General features: G+C 41.8%; 15 protein-coding genes. 3 read left to right on the top strand and 12 right to left on the bottom strand.

What is annotated here, in order from left to right:
- Positions 1-7: 7 nt before the first annotated feature.
- The 3 genes from CYG50_RS04060 to CYG50_RS04050 all read right to left on the bottom strand — a co-directional run bounded on the left by CYG50_RS04060 (position 8) and on the right by CYG50_RS04050 (position 4250).
- Positions 8-2674 carry a TonB-dependent hemoglobin/transferrin/lactoferrin family receptor gene (locus tag CYG50_RS04060; RefSeq protein ID WP_102138364.1) on the bottom strand — a complete coding sequence of 889 codons (2667 nt, stop codon included), beginning with the start codon at positions 2672-2674 and terminating at the stop codon, positions 8-10.
- 134 nt (positions 2675-2808) lie between these two features.
- Complete coding sequence (locus CYG50_RS04055) at positions 2809-3750, bottom strand: FecR family protein (protein ID WP_168222827.1); 942 nt, start codon at positions 3748-3750, stop codon at positions 2809-2811.
- Between the two features lie 2 nt (positions 3751-3752).
- Positions 3753-4250, bottom strand: coding sequence for an RNA polymerase sigma factor (locus tag CYG50_RS04050; RefSeq protein WP_102138362.1), 498 nt, complete (start codon positions 4248-4250; stop codon positions 3753-3755).
- A gap of 293 nt (positions 4251-4543) precedes the next feature.
- Here CYG50_RS04050 and CYG50_RS04045 point away from each other — a divergent pair, with 293 nt between their 5' ends.
- Entirely contained in the window at positions 4544-5452 is a 909-nt protein-coding gene (locus CYG50_RS04045; protein ID WP_004909155.1) for a gluconeogenesis factor YvcK family protein, read from the top strand.
- Between the two features lie 204 nt (positions 5453-5656).
- Here CYG50_RS04045 and uvrB read toward each other — a convergent pair whose 3' ends face one another.
- The 5 genes from uvrB to bioB all read right to left on the bottom strand — a co-directional run bounded on the left by uvrB (position 5657) and on the right by bioB (position 11929).
- Complete coding sequence (gene uvrB / locus CYG50_RS04040) at positions 5657-7675, bottom strand: excinuclease ABC subunit UvrB (RefSeq protein ID WP_102138361.1); 2019 nt, start codon at positions 7673-7675, stop codon at positions 5657-5659.
- A gap of 626 nt (positions 7676-8301) precedes the next feature.
- Positions 8302-8979 (bottom strand): dethiobiotin synthase, encoded by a 678-nt coding sequence (gene bioD / locus CYG50_RS04035; protein ID WP_102138360.1) that lies wholly within the window; start codon positions 8977-8979, stop codon positions 8302-8304.
- Positions 8972-9757, bottom strand: coding sequence for a malonyl-ACP O-methyltransferase BioC (gene bioC / locus CYG50_RS04030; protein ID WP_102138359.1), 786 nt, complete (start codon positions 9755-9757; stop codon positions 8972-8974). Before bioC ends, bioD begins: the two co-directional genes overlap by 8 nt.
- Entirely contained in the window at positions 9735-10892 is a 1158-nt protein-coding gene (bioF, locus tag CYG50_RS04025; RefSeq protein WP_102138358.1) for an 8-amino-7-oxononanoate synthase, read from the bottom strand. Before bioF ends, bioC begins: the two co-directional genes overlap by 23 nt.
- A complete protein-coding gene (bioB, locus tag CYG50_RS04020; RefSeq protein ID WP_102138357.1) occupies positions 10892-11929 on the bottom strand; it encodes a biotin synthase BioB in 1038 nt (345 codons plus the stop codon). The genes bioF and bioB overlap by 1 nt, the downstream gene beginning before the upstream one ends.
- Before the next feature lie 93 nt (positions 11930-12022).
- On the opposite strand from bioB, the gene bioA reads away from it, so the two are divergent.
- Entirely contained in the window at positions 12023-13291 is a 1269-nt protein-coding gene (gene bioA / locus CYG50_RS04015; protein WP_102138356.1) for an adenosylmethionine--8-amino-7-oxononanoate transaminase, read from the top strand.
- 163 nt (positions 13292-13454) lie between these two features.
- Here the strand turns inward: bioA and pgl are convergent, their stop codons facing one another.
- The 4 genes from pgl to CYG50_RS03995 form a co-directional block, all read right to left on the bottom strand.
- Positions 13455-14441 carry a 6-phosphogluconolactonase gene (pgl, locus tag CYG50_RS04010; RefSeq protein WP_102138355.1) on the bottom strand — a complete coding sequence of 329 codons (987 nt, stop codon included), beginning with the start codon at positions 14439-14441 and terminating at the stop codon, positions 13455-13457.
- Between the two features lie 116 nt (positions 14442-14557).
- Positions 14558-15352 (bottom strand): inositol monophosphatase family protein, encoded by a 795-nt coding sequence (locus CYG50_RS04005; RefSeq protein ID WP_102138354.1) that lies wholly within the window; start codon positions 15350-15352, stop codon positions 14558-14560.
- 31 nt (positions 15353-15383) lie between these two features.
- Positions 15384-15812 (bottom strand): NUDIX domain-containing protein, encoded by a 429-nt coding sequence (locus CYG50_RS04000; RefSeq protein ID WP_102138353.1) that lies wholly within the window; start codon positions 15810-15812, stop codon positions 15384-15386.
- On the bottom strand, positions 15809-16867 hold the full coding sequence (locus CYG50_RS03995; protein ID WP_269750073.1) for a DegT/DnrJ/EryC1/StrS family aminotransferase: 1059 nt from the start codon (positions 16865-16867) through the stop codon (positions 15809-15811). The genes CYG50_RS04000 and CYG50_RS03995 overlap by 4 nt, the downstream gene beginning before the upstream one ends.
- A gap of 308 nt (positions 16868-17175) precedes the next feature.
- On the opposite strand from CYG50_RS03995, the gene CYG50_RS03990 reads away from it, so the two are divergent.
- Positions 17176-17994 carry a pyridoxal phosphatase gene (locus CYG50_RS03990; RefSeq protein WP_102138351.1) on the top strand — a complete coding sequence of 273 codons (819 nt, stop codon included), beginning with the start codon at positions 17176-17178 and terminating at the stop codon, positions 17992-17994.
- The last annotated feature ends 223 nt before the right edge of the window (positions 17995-18217 follow it).

The following is an 18217-nucleotide window of genomic DNA, read 5'->3' as shown; positions in this document are numbered from 1 at the left end:
CGTATATTTAGAAACGATACTCTATCCCTCCCGACACTGTTCGACCTCGACCTAATGTATTAGCCAAACTTTCCCCATAACTAACCACATACGCTCGATTGGCTAAGTTCTCAACATTTCCACGAATAGTTAAATTGTCGGTTAATGCATAACTTGCATATAAATCAATCAGTGTATATTTAGGCCAATCGGCTAAGTAAGGGGAATTAGAGCCCGTTGAATAGTCTTGAAAACCAGGTGTAAAGCGAATGACCATTCCCCCATCGAGTTTTCTGTCAAACGCTCGCCCACCTAATGTAAAGGAACCGCGATCTCCAGGTAAGTTCGCAGCACTACTGAAAATAGCGCTGCTATCACAATCCACATGGTTATTTGATGCCTCATTTGGCTCAACATACCAGTTACCGGGACCAACGTCTTCGCCATACTTCAATACGCCACCTAACCATGCGGGCCGTGAACAGAATTTATTTTTGCCGATCATGTGGGTAAAGGTCAGGTCTGCATACACAAAGCCTGCATCATAATTCAGTTGGTATTCAAACCCTCTAAAACGGGTTGCAACCAAGTTATTGCTGTATGCGGCATTACCAATATTAGGGCTAACCATTCCGGGTTTTTTACGGTCAATCGCTAAATTAATGTAGTTATCTACTCGAGTATCAAAATAGGCGATTTTCGCCACAAATCGGTCCTCTTCGATAAATAATTGCGGATAGTTGATGTTCATTCCCACTTCCCAAGCATTTGAACGCTCAGGTTTTAAATACGGATTCGGGAATTGGGTCGAACTACTGTGAGCACTACCAGTGGTTAACGTTTCTGTAATGGCTGGCGGGCGCCATGACCGCCCATAGCTGGTAAATAATTCCATCCACTCAAGATTAGGACGTACCGCTAAGCGAATGTGGGGTGAAAATGCCCCTTCTGAGTTATCAACATCCCAATTCTCAGTCGTCATAACAACTTTGCAATCACGTAACCTTCTGCCTGTACATGGGTTGTCTTTGGTATAAGGAAGTACGCCATAACGCATACTGGTTTGGCCTTTGAGAGAATAGTAGTCATAACGCACTCCCCCTTCTAATGTTAACCAATCATCGTATTCATAAGCCAAATTAGTAAATAATGAGCTCAATGAACGTTTTCCGTCCGGTGTCACGCCACTAGCTGCTTCACGTGTTGAACTACTACTCGCTTTGTCTTGGAAGGTTTCCAAACCATAATGCGCTTTTAATACATTGTTATGGTTAAATTCAATTTCTGAATGATTTTCAAGCTGTACCCCTACCGTTTTGACTCGAGTATCCATCTGGTAGCCATTATTATAAATTTGGCTCGTGGAATAGGTGTCTGTATTGTCTTTAGTATCAACAAAATACACTTTTCCCTTTAACTCAGTGCTCCATGGGTTATCGCTAAATTGAGTGTAATCAAGAGAATAATTTTTGGCGGTTACATCACTGAAACCGCTACTTTTCCACCCTAACTTGTAGGGCCATGTGCCACCTAAGTTCGTTAATGTTCCTGCATTTGGCGTTGCCACTTTGGTTTCTAAGTAATTAAATTGCAAACGCTGCTCATCACTTATATTCCAACCAGCTTTTGCTAAATAAGAGGTCATTCGGTAATTACTGTCATTAATGCGAGTGTGTTTTAATTGGTGTGCAAGTTCATCGTAATGTCCGGCCCCATTGTTGACTCGTATATTACCAATATTACCGTGAGTTCCCGGTTTATAATCCCCAAGGCGCCGTTCGCTTGCCGCAAACAGTAAATCCGCTTTTTCATTCCCTAATGCCAGCACACTACTACCAATAAAGTGCGTATTATTTGACCCTGTACTCGCATGCAATTTCCCACCAAAGGTTTTATCTTTCGATAAAAAATCAGACGCGTTGACAGTATTGAAGGTCGCCACCCCACCTAAGGTTCCACCACTCCCCATCCCACTCGTATTGCCCTTCTGTATTTCCACTCCAGAAAGCAGTTCTGAGTCGATATACATAGAACCATTGCGCTGGCCGTGTCCGCTTTTTTGAAAGTTTTGCCGCATGCCATCGATATTCATATTCACGCGACCATAATCCTGTATCCCACGGATATTCACAGACAAAGAAGGGTCTTGCTGGCTAACACTCGAATAGACGCCTGTCGTGAGTTCTAACACATCGGCTATGTGCTTTGGTGGGCGGTCATCAATTTGTTTTTTACTAATCACACTGACGGATGATGGACTGCTATATACCCAATCCCCTTGTTGGAGCTGGCTTGCTGTGACAGTAATATTATCCAGTTTGATCACTGAATCACTGGTAGCAGGCGCGATACGCTCAATGGTTATCCGGTTATTTTGCAACTGATATTGCACAGGGTTTGAAGCAATTAATCGACGTAACCCCTCCTGTAGCGTAAAACTCCCCTTCAAGCCTTGAGTTTGTAAACCATTAACTTCTCGGCTCTGAATGATAATTTCTACCTTTGCTTGCTGGGCAAATTGCAGCAAGCTGTTTTCAAGCGAACCCGCAGCAACAGAAAATATGATTTCCTGTTGTGCAGGCGCTACCGCTGAGTTTGCCTGTGCTAGACTAAAAAATGAAAATGCAGGTAACGTAAATAATGCAAGGTGAACACAAAGTGTCGCTTTTTTATAGTGGTGCTTTTTTTGAGTCATTTCCCATTCCTAAAATGATAATGGTAATAAAAATCATAATCACTTAGGTTAAGACGCGAAAATTAGGAAAACCCGTAAATAAATTTTTATAAAATAATTCGGTATCACTTAATATCTATACTACTTATTCATAATCAATAGATTAAAGTAAAAAATGGGATTTCATAAACGGATAAACCGTACGATGACACCAGATGCGTCAGCCCACTATCGAGTGCGTTAATCTGTAATACACCACTAATGTGCCCTACTGGCTCCTCAGCCAATAAAATAATTTGCTTGTCACGGTAACGATTTATTTCAGCAATAACTTCTGGAAATATTTGCTGTTGAAAAATAATTTGCCCTTCGCGCCATACTGTAGAATGCGAATTAACCATGGAAGCCATAGGTGTTATCTCTGATTGATATTGTGTGAAGTTTCCTGCTGGAATAAGCATTTCCTGCCCTGATAATAGCGACACCTTTACGCTGTGTTGATAAACACTGACCACCACTTCGCTATTTTCATTATCAATTGAAAATTCAGTACCAAGCGCCTGAGTTATGCCATTTTTCGCCATAACCTGAAAAGGCCTTGGTTCCGTATCCGTTTTTGGTGCGACGGTGAAGTAAGCGCGTCCCCGTAATAAATTGACTTGCCGGTACTGCGAATTAAACGCTAATTGCAACTGTGCGCCACTGTCGAGATCTACACGGCTACCATCCGGTAAGGTGATATGCTGTATTTCACCGGTTTTCGCATAGTAATCCACTTGCTGTGTATATTGAAAATACCAAATTGACATGGATAACACACTCACTAACACAGCCGCGGCGATCGATAAACCAACATAGCGAGGGAGTCTCTTTTTTTTCATTCCCTGTTGATTTTCAGCTGTTTTTTGTCGTGGTTTATTCGCCGTTAGTGCCCATAATTGCCGAGCACGGAAGTAAGCTGATGCATGTTGTTCTGACGCATTAAGCCAAGACTGGAACGCTGCATTCTCTTGTGATGTCAACTCGCGATGCGTTGTTTTCACAACCCACATTGCGGCTTTGTTTTCAATTTCAGATGGACTATCAGATGGCTTCATGACTAGTCTCTCCATTTATGAATTAGCATTGCCAATGCACTGGCTAAATGTTTTTCGACTGTACTTAATGAAATATTTAAATGCTGCGCCACTTCCGTTTGGGTTAGTCCTTCTTCTCGATGCAAGCGAAATATCTCCTGAGTCCTGAATGGCAAAGTTTGGATAATTTTTTGAATTTGTTCTAGTTGTTGATCATGAATGACAGTGGCTTCTAGGCCTTTCACCCGCGATGGGATCTCTTCCCACTGTTGGTCACTGATAGCCATTAATCGTTGTTTTTTCTGTAGGCGGAAATGGTCGACCATCAGGTTTTTCGCAATTCGATACAAATAAGCATCAAAATCTTGAATGGCAGGGTTTTTCATCAACTCGGCCAACCGAGCAAAGCTTTCCTGCGTGATATCCATACTTAAACTATGGTCTTTAAGGTAGATGTTCAGATAACGACATAACGACGACGAATGGCGAGCAAACAGGCGCTGTAATTCTGAATCAGACATATTGATCCATAAAATAAACAATGAAAATGAGAATTATTTACATAATATAGATAATAATTTAAAATGAAAACTCTCTCGCGCATTTTTCCGTCTAAGGCCCACATCAATACAGAATCATCTCTTTTATTGTTTTTTGTCACAGTACTTAAGCTAAGAATGATGTTTTATGGTAGATTAATGCCCAATTTATTTTAGTCGCCATAGAACGGGCTTTAGCGTAAAAAAACCGCATTCGTAACTCGCTGGTTTACTTGCTTTTATAAGTACTGGAAATTAACTGATATAGGAACACTATGCCGAATTGCAGTCTGGCGGATCTCAGACATGTTGTCGCTCTAGGTGGCGGGCATGGACTTGGTCGCGTGATGTCTTCACTTTCTTCTTTAGGTTCTCGTTTAACGGGTATTGTTACCACAACCGATAATGGAGGTTCGACGGGTCGTATTCGTCGTTCCGAAGGCGGGATCGCTTGGGGAGACATGCGTAACTGTTTAAATCAGCTAATTACTGAGCCGTCTATTGCTTCAGCGATGTTTGAATACCGTTTCAGCGGTAATGGCGAGCTTTCAGGCCATAATTTAGGTAATTTAATGTTAAAATCATTAGACCACCTAAGTGTGCGCCCGCTAGAGGCCATAAATCTTATCCGTAATATGCTAAAAGTTGATGCGCAGTTGATCCCAATGTCGGAATCCCCTGTTGATTTAATGGCTATCGATGAAATGGGCAATGAAGTATACGGTGAGGTGAATGTTGATGCCTTACATGAAATCCCACAAGAGTTACGTTTGTACCCGACCGTCAAGGCGACGAAAGAAGCCTTACAGGCCATTCACCAAGCAGATTTAATTATTATCGGCCCTGGCAGTTTTTTTACCAGTTTAATGCCATTACTGCTTTTGGATGAAATTGCGGCTGCACTGCGCGAATGTAAAGCTCCGATGATTTATATTGGCAATTTAGCGAAAGAAATTAGCTCCCCTGCAGCCAACCTGTCTTTGCCTGACAAACTAAAAATGATGGAACATTATATTGGTTGCCAAAAAATTGATGCGTTAATCCTTGGCCCACGGACACAAACAAGCAATATCAGCCCAGAACGCAAAATAATCCAACGAGTACTCGAAGCAGACGATATCCCATATCGTCATGATAGAAAGCTGTTACTACAAGCCATCGAAGAAACCATCAACTTGTTATAACCCCCCACCTGCCATTCCGCTGCTAAATACTCGCAGCGGAAAACTTTCCCTAAAATTAGCCCTATGTTTCCCGTATTTCCACTAAATCTATTTTCAAAATACTTTGCGTTGTGGGTAGGCGGCAAGTGAAGGCAGCTCGGGGAGCATAGTGACCCGAGTGACTAAACGTAGCCAACACCCCCACAGCGTGAAGTATGAGGAAAATTAGGAATTAGCGATAAACTGAGAGCGTATCTCCTGCAATTCGTCTCTGACTCGCGCAGCCGCTTCAAATTCAAGGTCTTGAGCATGCTTATACATTTGCGCTTCAAGCTGTGAAATCCGTTGCTCCAACTCTTTTGTCGACAGTGATTGAATATCAACCGAATTATTATTTTTACCATTGTCTTTCGTACGGCTTTTTCCTTTACCGCCCACTTTGTGACCAATTTGCAGGATATCACCAATTTTCTTATTCAAACCTTGCGGAACAATGCCATGTTCTTCATTGAACGCCATTTGTTTAGCACGGCGACGCTCTGTTTCTGTGATCGCTTTTTGCATGGAGTTGGTGATCCTGTCTCCATAGAGGATTGCCTTACCATTTAAGTTACGGGCCGCACGCCCTATGGTTTGAATCAGCGAACGTTCCGAACGCAAGAAACCTTCTTTGTCCGCGTCTAAAATAGCCACCAGAGATACCTCTGGCATGTCTAAACCTTCTCTTAATAAGTTGATCCCAACTAGTACATCAAACTCGCCAAGTCGCAGGTCACGAATAATTTCCACGCGCTCCACTGTATCGATATCGGAGTGAAGATAACGCACTCGCTCCCCGTGCTCTTCAAGATATTCCGTTAAGTCCTCTGCCATGCGCTTTGTTAAGGTGGTCACTAACACACGTTCACTTTTTTGCACACGAATACGAATTTCAGATAGTAAATCATCCACTTGCGTAGAAACTGGGCGAACTTCAATAATCGGATCAAGTAGACCTGTTGGCCTAACAACCTGCTCAATCACTTCATTGCCTGATTTATCGAGCTCATAGTTACCCGGTGTTGCCGACACATAAATAGTTTGCGGCGCTAAAGCCTCGAATTCTTCAAAGCGCATAGGGCGGTTATCTAATGCAGAAGGGAGACGAAAACCGTATTCCACTAAGGTTTCTTTTCTTGAACGGTCCCCTTTGTACATCGCACCTATTTGCGGAATAGTAACGTGAGACTCATCCACCACCAGTAAGCCATCAGCAGGTAAATAATCAAATAATGTCGGTGGTGGCTCGCCAGGAGCACGACCCGATAAGTAGCGTGAATAGTTTTCAATACCTGAACAATAACCGAGCTCATTCATCATTTCTAAGTCAAATTGTGTTCGTTGAGCAATGCGTTGTTCTTCAAGTAATTTATTGTTTTCCAGTAATACTTTTCGCCTGTCTGCCAATTCAACCTTAATCTGTTCCATGGCCTCAAGAATACGTTCTCTTGGTGTGACATAGTGCGTTTTTGGATAAACGGTAAAACGGGGAACACGATGCTGTATTTGCCCTGTCAATGGGTCAAATAATGACAACCGTTCAACTTCGTCATCAAATAGCTCTACACGTAAGGCATATTCGTCTGATTCCGCAGGAAAAATATCGATAACCTCACCACGGACTCGGAAAGTCCCTCGTGTAAAAGCTTGGTCATTACGCGAATATTGCAAGTCCGCTAAACGCCTTAAAATTGAGCGCTGGTCGATGATCATGCCATCGGTGAGGTGCAACATCATTTTTAAGTAGCTATCCGGGTCACCCAAACCGTAAATAGCGGACACAGAAGCCACCACAATCACATCTCGGCGTTCGAGTAAGGCTTTGGTTGCAGATAGACGCATTTGCTCAATGTGTTCGTTTACAGAGGCGTCTTTTTCAATAAAAGTATCTGAGCTTGGAACGTATGCTTCTGGCTGATAATAGTCATAGTAAGAGACGAAATATTCCACCGCGTTATCTGGAAAGAAGGCTTTCATTTCGCTATAAAGCTGTGCAGCTAAGGTTTTATTATGTGCCATTAACATGGTAGGCCGGTTCTCTTGCGCAATAACATTGGCAATTGTGAACGTCTTACCGGACCCCGTTACGCCTAATAGAGTTTGATGAGCAAGTCCATCTTGTAGCCCTTCCCTTAACTTATGGATAGCTTCGGGCTGGTCCCCTCCCGGCTGAAAATCAGAATACAGCTTAAAATCCTTACTCATATTAACGCCCCTTAACTAGTTTCTCCCATTATGATACTGGATAAAAAACCAGCTTCAAGTATTGAAGCTAAATTTTCTGTTATTCTCCGTTCTAATATGTTTATAAAAATGTTATCCCCAAAAAAGTACTTGACCTTTTTGAAACTTTATATTTTATGCTATTGCATTTTTATGCCGTATCTCAAATACAAATTGAAGTCTTGATTTTATTTAACCATTTGTATTTATTATAGATTAATTTAAAGTCCAGAATCACATCAAATAAAGTCAAAGCCGCTTGCCACCTAGCGTAGAACTTGTTTTATAACGTTAATACACAAGGTTATCCACAGAAATGGTGGATAACTCTTGAAGCCCTTTCGGCTCATGGATTCACGAGATCTTGAAGATTTGTTCAATGAAGGCTAAATGACAAAAAGATGGCAGTTTAATGAAAAAATTTTTACGTAGTAACCGCGATGAAAAACAGATTTTATCTTTTTTATTAAGATCTGAGTGGTATTTTTACTGAAAAACTTGACAGTATTTAAGTTGAGAACGTTAAAAAAGATCGGATCCTTATTTAACAATCGATCAACCCCAAGCCATTAGCGCTGCTTGGGGAAAACATGTCTATTTTTATATAATCAAATAGTTAATAAAGAAAGATCCAAATAGCGTCCTAATTTGCCGCTAAGTGTTTTTTGGTGCGGGATCACGCCTAAACAAGGTGCTTTAATCATTCGATTAAGTGTCGACAAATATTGCGCTTGGAAAACACCTGCGGGTTCTACTTCATTGGCCACCCAGCCTACCACAGATAAACCTGAAGCTTTGATAGACTCCATGGTTAACAGTGCATGATTTATACAACCTAACTTAACCCCAACGACTAAAATAACGGGTAGCTGCTGTTCAATCACCCAATCTGCATACGTTTTTTCTCTGGATAGCGGGGTATACCAGCCACCAGCACCTTCAACTAATAGCCAATCTGCTTGGGACTTCAAACAAGCCAAGCCTTTATTTATCACTGAAAATTCAATGGGTTGATTTAGTTCTTCACTGATAATATGCGGTGAAGTTGGCGCCTCAAATACAATCGGGTTAATCGCCTCATAGGGTAATTTAACCTGGCTATTGGCTTGTAATAATAATGCATCACTATTTCGCAGGCCATGCTCAGTCATCTCACTTCCTGAAGCGACTGGTTTATAACCCACTGTTTTCCAGCCTTGTTTTCCCGCGGCTTGCAACAAAGCACAGCTCGCCACAGTTTTTCCGACCTCAGTATCCGTTCCGGTTACAAAGTACGTTTTAGTCACGGTAAAGCACTCCAAACACCGTATGATAAGTTAAAGGTAAGCCTTGTTCTGTCATTGGATAGAGCAAAGCAAGTTGCTGCAAATGCTGGCGGGTCATTAGCCCCGCTTTACGCCTCGTGGTCAAGTGTGTCGCGCCAATCCCTTTCAGTGAATGAAGCAGCGCTATTAACTCAGGAAAATAGAGTGTATCCTTCTGAAAAATAAGTTCATGTCTCCATGACTGACAACTATTTCGTATCTGCTGAACACTGAGAAAGGCATTCACATGTGAATAGCCGTCAAGTGAATGCCAAGCTGAGGATAATTCTGTCAGAGAATGCTCTGCAAGTGTGGTGAACACCACTACTCCCCCCGGTTTTGTCACTCGATATAACTCGCTTAATGCTTTGCTCAGATCTTGGCACCATTGGACCGACAAATTGGAAAAAACCACGTCAAAGAGTTGTGGATCCAATGGAATGGATTCTATATCCGCACATAAATAATGATCGGCAACGGCTTTCGTTTGCGCCATTTCGAGCATTCCCACAGAAAGATCTAATGCGGTGACGCGATGCCCTTGATTTTTCAATTTATGGCTGAAATACCCCGTACCGCACCCTGCATCTAAAATATGCAATGGCACCGTTGATTGTGAGTGATTTAAGGCTGAAGCCAGTTGACCAAGCAGTTGTGTTCCTGTTGATCGTTGATAACTTGCCACTGCGTCATAACTTTTAGCCGCACGGCCAAATGCCGCCGCAATTTTATGCTTTTCACGACTGAGCGATAAAGTCATGTAAAGCCTCCAATAATTGATCGATATCTTGACGTTGGTGTGCAGCACTTAACGTGATCCGTAACCTAGCACTCCCAGGCGGGACCGTTGGCGGTCGGATCGCTTGCACCCAAATGTTTTTTTTGCGTAAAAAATTGGCTAACTGTTGGCTCGCTTGGTTTTCACCAACAATTAGTGGCTGAATAGCCGTGGTTGAATCAGTTAGCTGCATACCATCAAAGTCAGCATTATGTCTAAAATATTTAATATGTTGGTTAAGCTTTTCTCTTGCGTGCTCTGCGAGCTTAATTTGCTCAACGGCTGCTAGCAGTGCGACAGCCTGAGCGGGTGGCATTGACGTGCTATAAATTAAATGGCGTGCGGACTGTACAAAATAGTCAGCCGTTGGCTCATCACACAGCACCGCTGCGCCACTTAAACCAAATGCTTTGCCAAATGTCACGACTAAAATTTCAGGTTTAATTCCACTCGCAAAACAGCTGCCACGGCCTTGCTCTCCGGTAACGCCAACACCATGAGCATCATCAACCATCAACCAAGCTTGCTGATTTCTAACGATTTCCTGCAATTGTTGAAGGGGAGCACTATCACCATCCATACTAAAAACCCCTTCCGTGACGACAAGCGTTTTTCCTGAAACAGGTTTTTGAATTAACTTATTAAGTGATAGAGGATTATTATGCTGAAAGCGCCTTAATTGAGCCCCTGAATGAATCGAGGCCTCCACAATCGATGCATGGCTAAGTTTATCCGCTAAAATACGATCATTTGCCGTCATTAATGCCGTGATCACCGCATGGTTCGCAGCAAAACCTGAAATAAACAGTAAGGCTTTCGGGTAGCCTAGCCAATCAGCGAGCGCTTGCTCTAATTTATCATGTGCTTTGGTGAACCCGGTAATATGCCCCGATCCCCCACTTCCCACACCATATTCATCAGCACCGCGTTGCCACGCGGCAATTACTTGAGGATGATGAGATAGCCCCAAATAATCATTGGATGAAAAATTAAGAAATTCTTTTCCAGCTAGAAAAAGTGAACGACCATTAGCACTATCAATACAGCGCCGTTGACGCCAGATAGAAGCCTGCTTACGCTGCTCTATCTGGTTTTGTATAAATGATTGCCAAGTCATTATACTGCTGCGTTATAAAATTGATGGTTATCCGCGGTTAACAGCGTTTCGGCTAACTTAGCAGCTTGATGGTTATCCCCTTCGTCAGTTTCAATTCGCTCAGGGTTAATATTCAGTTTTCTAAATAGTGCTAAATCTTTGTTTTCATCGGGGTTTGGCGTCGTTAATAATTTACACCCATAGAATACGGAGTTCGCACCGGCCATAAAACATAATGCCTGAGTTTGCTCATTCATATATTCACGACCTGCCGATAGCCTAACGTATGACGTTGGCATCATGATACGTGCAACGGCAATAGTGCGAATAAAATCAAATGCATCGACATCTTCGTTATCGGCCATTGGGGTTCCTTCAACTTTCATCAACATGTTGATCGGCACACTTTCTGGTGGCTTCGGTAAATTTGCCAATTGCACTAATAATGCCGCTCGGTCACTGACTTTCTCACCTAAGCCTAAAATCCCACCAGAGCAGACTTTGATCCCTGCATCTCGGACATTTTCGAGTGTATTCAAGCGGTCTTGATAACTGCGAGTCGTAATAATATTGCCGTAGTATTCAGGAGAGGTATCAAGGTTATGGTTATAATAATCTAACCCGGCTTCTGCTAAGCGTTGAGCTTGGGAATTATCAATCATCCCTAATGTCATACAGGTTTCCATCCCTAATGACTTCACTTCTTTTACCATCATCTCAAGATAAGGCATATCGCGTTCTTTCGGATTCCGCCACGCAGCCCCCATACAAAAGCGGGTTGAGCCTGCTTGCTTCGCTTTTTTCGCGGATTCCAGCACTTGCTGAACTTCCATTAACTTTTCAGTTTCTAGCCCTGTTTTATAGCGCGCACTTTGCGCACAATATTTGCAATCTTCAGGGCAAGCCCCGGTTTTAATCGATAACAACGTACTCACTTGCACTTGCTGCGGGTCGAAATGTTGGCGATGAATTTGCTGTGCCTGAAATAATAATTCAAAAAAAGGCATTGAAAACAGTTCATTAGCTTGTTTTATTGTCCACTGTTTTAATTGGCTCACGGAAACTCTCCAGTTGAAAAAGTTGTTGCCAGTTTAAATATTGTGACTATCATGTCAACTAAAATGATCTAAAAAAGTTGACGATGATAGCAAATGGATAATGTAGATATTCAGTTTGATGCCAAACATATTTGGCACCCTTATACCTCGATGAGCCAACCAATTCCGGCTTACCCGATAGTTGAAGCCCATGGCGCTGAGCTAATCATGGCCGATGGAAAAAAATTAATTGATGGTATGTCTTCATGGTGGGCTGCTATTCATGGTTATAATCATCCTGTATTAAACCAAGCGGTAACAACGCAATTAGCGAAAATGTCCCATGTGATGTTTGGCGGGATCACACACCCACCTGCTGTGAACCTATGTAAGCAATTGGTTGCCATCACACCAGAGCCGCTGGAATGTGTCTTTCTTGCCGATTCCGGCTCCGTGGCGGTTGAAGTTGCTCTGAAAATGGCATTGCAATATTGGCAAGCCAAAGGGGAAAAGCGCCAGCGGATCCTCACATTACGTCATGGATATCATGGAGATACTTTCGGTGCGATGGCCGTTTGTGACCCTGATAATTCAATGCATGGCCTGTATAAGGGGTATTTACCTCCGCATATTTTTGTGGAAGCGCCTCAATGCGGTTTTTACGACGAATGGGACAGCACCGATTTGCATCCTCTTGAAGTACAACTTGCCGAAAATAGTGATGAAATTGCAGCGATCATCCTTGAGCCGATCGTCCAAGGTGCCGGTGGTATGCGCATCTATCACCCTGAATATTTAAAGGGAGTCCGCCATTTGTGCGATCAGTATGGTTTGCTATTGATTGCTGATGAAATTGCGACTGGTTTTGGTCGTACAGGGAAATTGTTTGCTTGCCAGCATGCTGATATATCACCCGATATTATGTGTTTAGGTAAGGCACTAACAGGTGGTTATATGACACTTTCAGCCACCCTCACAACTCGCCATGTGGCAGAAACCATTAGCAATGGTGAAGCAGGTTGTTTTATGCATGGGCCAACCTTTATGGGTAACCCTCTCGCCTGTGCTGTAGCGGATGCCAGTTTGACCTTATTACTCAATAGCCCTTGGCAGGAAACAGTTGCCGATATCGAACAACAACTTAAGGCTGAATTGATGCCTTTAATATCCCACCCTAGTGTTGCAGATGTGCGCATTCTTGGTGCAATTGGCGTAATTGAAATGAAGCAGCCCGTAAACACAGCCGCTTTGCAAAAAGTATTTGTGGAAAATGGTGTTTGGGTTCGCCCATTCGGCAAGCTGATTTATGTGATGCCACCGTATATCATCACCCCCGAGCAACTCAGTAAAGTGACAAATGCAATGGCAAAAGTGTTGGGATAGCACGATAAACTCAATGATAATCGAAGTGATTCTAACTGAATTTTTAATCTAGAGTATTTCATAAATCATTTGAGCTGTAACAAGGCGGCAAGTGAAACTAAGCCCTAGGAGCATACACCAGTATGTGACTAGGGTTAGTAAACGTAGCCAACACAGTTACGGCTCAAAGGATGACTGAAATGACCCACATAGGACCTTTCCCGACCCTATACCTTCCTATTTGCGTCAATTTCCCCGTAATTGGGTCAATTTCAGAGACTGAAATATGGTCTGACTTTTGCCCGCTCGAAATTAAAAAACGGCCTGTCGCATCAATATTAAAGCCCCTTGGGTGCGTCTCTGTTGGGTAGCGTGCTTCTAATGTTAGCTCGCAACCGTCATCAGAAACCAGATAGTGGCTGAGGTAGCTTTCTGAGCGCTCACTAACATACAAATGGCGGCCATCTGGCGTAATATGGATATCGGCAGCCCAGCGCTGGCTTTCGTTACCTAATGGGTAATTTGCCAAAGTTTGCATATTACGATAGCGAGTAAATTTATGATACACGCCTACCGTTGAGTCTAACTCATTCACACAATAAATGACTTTTTCACTTGGATGGAAGGCCAGATGACGAGGGCCTGATTTCGCTGCTGTAGTAATTTGATCCGCAGTTGCTTCGGTTAAATAACCATTTTCATGTAAATCGAATAAACGGATATGGTCTTCGCCCAAGCAAGGAACCCAAAGCTGTTGATTATCAACATCGACATGGGAAGAGTGTGGATTACGCAAGCCTTCAATAACTTGGACGACTTGATTTGGCACACCCTCGCCATTGATGGCCAGCACCGCTAGGTTGTGTTGATGGTATGAAGGGACAAATAAATATTTGCCCGTGTTATCCAATGATAAGTGAACTGGCGTTCCCGGAACGGATGTTTCTGCTTTTAAACGCAGTAATCCTTTCTCTTCAATTTCATAGGTTACGACGCGAAAATTCGGGCGCACGCCAATATAAAGGTGTTTTTTATCATGGCTTAGTACCATAGGTTGCACTTGGCCCGGTGTTTTTACCGTTTGTAAAAGAGTAAGTTCACCAACCTCATTCATCGACCACACGTGAATTTGCTGACTCTCGGGGCTCGCAATATAAACAACCTGATTCATCCTGACTCCTTAATTCATGATAAAAATACAAAACCGTATCTATAGCCTACTACATTGGCTTCACTATACCCTATATTATGCAAATTACGCTGAGTAAATAGCGCCAAGGTTCAGTATCATAAGTTTAAAGCTACAATCACTTCATCCAATAACTCAGAGGAGGATGCTGACACCAAACTTCCCCCATTGATCACGTTTGTTTTATTACCATTAATATTTGCATAATAAACTCCAGCTTCAGTAAGGCAAGGTAAAATAGCAGCGATATCCCATGGTTTCATTAACGTATCAATAGCACAATCGATCCTTCCTGTTGCTACCATTGAATGCTGATAACAATCATTTATAAAAACCATATCTTGAGCAGAATTAACGACATTTGATAGATTGTAAGCTTTGTTACCTTCTCTACTATCAAAATTAGTACTGTGAATTCCTGATATCGAAACAACAGCTTCACTTAATTTTTTCGTTTTTTTTATCTGAGTACATATCCGTTTTGGTGCAAGATCACCTTTTTTAGACCAACACCCGTTTCCTAACGATGCATAATACATAGTATCAATGGCGGGAAATGATATAACACCGACAAGGGGGATGCCACGTTCAACATAAGCAATCAAAGTACTAAATAATGGAACGCCATACAAAAATGCGCGTGTTCCATCAATAGGATCTATTATCCATCCGGTAGAAAATTCACCTTCAATATTTGTTCCGAGCTCCTCCCCTAAAATAGAAATATGTGGGGTTTTCACCTGAAGTACTTCTCTTATCACATTTTCTACTTTAAGATCTGTAGCGGTAACAATGGTGTTATCTATTTTTCTTGTAAATGTACCAGCTTCGTAAAAGCCTTTTAGTGAATATTTACTAGCAGTATTAGCGGCTTCTAAAGCAATATTTAACACTGTAGAACTCCTTGACTAGTTTTTTTGTCACTCATTGCAATCCGAACGTTCTCAACATAAAACCATCAAGATTACCCTTGAATGACTCAATAGTAGACCATGCAAAATCTGAGTGCTCAGAACTTAAACAAACATGACCAGAGCATAAAACATTGAAGTTTAATTGAATACAACTTTGGCCAATTGCTTGGTACTCAACCGCACCGACAAAACCAGAAATTTCAATAACTATCATTCCGGTTTCTTCTGTAATTTCACGACTAAGCGCTGTCTGCATATCTTCATCATACTCCATGCCACCAGAAGGAATTTCCCATACATTTGGCATGAACTCGCCTTCTGAACGCTTCAAAAACAGAATTTTTGAATCATGTCCAGCTTTGATTAAACCGCCTACAACAACACGATCATAGTTTTTAAGTTTGGATATTACTGAATGAGGAATATATTTCTCTATCATCTTGGATACTTCTCTGCAACAGATAAAATGATTGATAAATAATTATCAATAAAATTGAAACGCTCTTCTCCATACCAAATATCCAACTTAAACATGCTATTGTGAAATTTTATAGCATTTTCGAAATGAGCTTTATTAACTCGAATTTTCTCATCATAGTCACGAGAGATTTTATTTGGTGAATGAAAGAGAAAATATTCATTCATAGGGCACGTTGAGCCAGGTATATCAGCTTCAAGTGCACCAGCTTGGTTTAGTTTCTCTACGAATTCATGCAGACCAATTGAAAATTTAGACTCATCAAATATAATTGGCATGGCATACCACGCTGGATTTGCTTTTTTGGGAATGCGAACTATCTTTAACCCATCAATTTGCTCAATTCCTGTTTTCAATAAATGAGCAGTTTCCCTTTTTTCTTGCATCATCTGTTCAAAGTTTAGCATTTGAGGCATAACAACCGAAGCGCCTAGTAGGTGCATTCTTAAATTAAGACCAGTACCTGTAATAGCAAAATCTCTTAAAATATCAGTGTTCACTTCCTTTTTTGCACGCTTATTAAAATGACCGACTAACACAGCTCGTTCGTAGAATTCGCGATGCTTAGTGGCAAAGAAGCCACCTTCACCTGACGTTAGTATTTTCTTCCCCTGAAAACTCCAAGCAGAGCCATCAGAAAAACTCCCAATCATTTTGCCATCCCAAGTTGCTCCATGTGCATGAGAGCTATCTTCTAATAAAAGAATTTCGTATCGTTCACATATATCTATCAGTTCATCCATATCACATGGTATTCCCCACATATGTGTAATAATCACCGCTTTCGTTTTATCGTTAATCAGAGCTTCTACGGATTTTGGATCTACATTGCCATTATCCCCACAGTCTGCAAATTTTAGTTCAGCGCCTAGCTGGTGAAGTGGGGAGCATGTAGCAAAGAATGTATAGCTAGGAACTATTACTTCATCTCCTCTGCCTATACCTGCCCCATAAAACATGGAAAATAATGCTGTAGTGCCAGAATTAACAGCAATTGCATTTTCTACATTGAAAATATCTATCTTAACAAGATGGAATATCTATCCCTGATAAACAACCTTCAGCAACAGCTAGATTTAACAATGCCAATTAATATTATCTACCATTTGACGCAGCTATTAGTTTGATTTCGCTTTAATTGTAAGGATGACACAAAGAACAAATAATAATGATACTAAAACGGTTCAGTTAACGTTATGATGATAAAACATACCAAGTTGACTGTTTTTATAGCAATAATTTCTCGTTATTCGTTAAATTCATCATCTCCCTATCTCTAGCCCTTTAGTAAGATAGGTAACAACTAAATCACGTGGAGCCGTTTATGTCATACCGCGTTATTGCGCTCGATCTTGATGGAACACTGCTTGATCACCAGAAAAAAATCCTGCCAGAATCATTAGCTGCTTTACAAGAGGCTCGTCGCCAAGGCGTTAAAGTGATCATCGTCACTGGTCGCCACCATGTTGCGATTCATCCATTTTACCAAACCTTAGACCTTGATACGCCAGCGATCTGTTGCAACGGAACTTATCTATACGATTATTTAGGCAAAAAAGTCCTAAAGTCCAATCCAATGACCCTCGATTCCGTTACACAAATGATAGACAAGCTGCGTGGAACGGATATTCAGCATTTAATGTATGTTGATAACGCTATGTTATACAACGCAAAAACAGAGGGCATCCAGCGTACACTTAATTGGGCCGAATCCTTACCTGTTGCACAGCGCCCAGCCATTGAATTTGTTGAAGACTACGCCGATGTGATGCATCACTATGATTCTATTTGGAAATTTGCTGTTAGCTCACCAAATACGGAGCAACTTCATCAAATCGTTAGTGAAATTGAAAATGACTTTGGTTTAGATTGTGAATGGTCTTGGATGGATCAAGTGGACGTCGGTCGCAAAGGCAATAGCAAAGGCCAACGCTTAAAAGAGTGGGTCGAATCCCAAGGGATGACGATGAATGATGTTGTGGCTTTCGGCGATAACTTCAATGACTTAAGTATGCTGACCACCGCAGGTTTAGGCGTTGCCATGGGCAATGCCGTTGATGAAATCAAACAGCAGGCTAAGTTAGTCACTCGCATTAACACAGAGCCAGGTATTGCCGAAGTTATCCGTAAATACGTTCTGTAATCTTCTCGTGAATTATCAGTTCAAAGGAAAGCCCCGCTTTCCTTTTCTTATTTTCTATTGCCACAGCGCCAAGAACGATATCTTTTACTCTAAATCATTGGTGTTGTGGCTAGGCGGCAAATGAAGCTATCCCAAGGAGCATACAGAAGTATGTGACTTGGGTAGCTGAATGTAGCCAACAACGCCACAGCGACAAGGACGATATCTTTTACTCTAAGTCATT

This window comes from Providencia huaxiensis, assembly GCF_002843235.3.
Taxonomy (GTDB): Bacteria; Pseudomonadota; Gammaproteobacteria; order Enterobacterales; family Enterobacteriaceae; genus Providencia; species Providencia huaxiensis.
The sequence above is the reverse complement of the archived record's forward strand: the minus strand, read 5'-3'. Positions and strand labels throughout refer to the sequence as shown.

Coding starts and splice junctions, on each gene's coding strand:
- pgl (WP_102138355.1), bottom strand. CDS start 14,441: ATGAATCAGGTTGTTTATATTGCGAGCCCCGAGAGTCAGCAAATTCAC.
- CYG50_RS04050 (WP_102138362.1), bottom strand. CDS start 4,250: ATGTCTGATTCAGAATTACAGCGCCTGTTTGCTCGCCATTCGTCGTCG.
- CYG50_RS03990 (WP_102138351.1), top strand. CDS start 17,176: ATGTCATACCGCGTTATTGCGCTCGATCTTGATGGAACACTGCTTGAT.
- uvrB (WP_102138361.1), bottom strand. CDS start 7,675: ATGAGTAAGGATTTTAAGCTGTATTCTGATTTTCAGCCGGGAGGGGAC.
- CYG50_RS04045 (WP_004909155.1), top strand. CDS start 4,544: ATGCCGAATTGCAGTCTGGCGGATCTCAGACATGTTGTCGCTCTAGGT.
- CYG50_RS04055 (WP_168222827.1), bottom strand. CDS start 3,750: ATGAAGCCATCTGATAGTCCATCTGAAATTGAAAACAAAGCCGCAATG.
- CYG50_RS04060 (WP_102138364.1), bottom strand. CDS start 2,674: ATGACTCAAAAAAAGCACCACTATAAAAAAGCGACACTTTGTGTTCAC.
- bioC (WP_102138359.1), bottom strand. CDS start 9,757: ATGACTTTATCGCTCAGTCGTGAAAAGCATAAAATTGCGGCGGCATTT.
- CYG50_RS04000 (WP_102138353.1), bottom strand. CDS start 15,812: ATGATAGAGAAATATATTCCTCATTCAGTAATATCCAAACTTAAAAAC.
- bioA (WP_102138356.1), top strand. CDS start 12,023: ATGGATAATGTAGATATTCAGTTTGATGCCAAACATATTTGGCACCCT.
- bioF (WP_102138358.1), bottom strand. CDS start 10,892: ATGACTTGGCAATCATTTATACAAAACCAGATAGAGCAGCGTAAGCAG.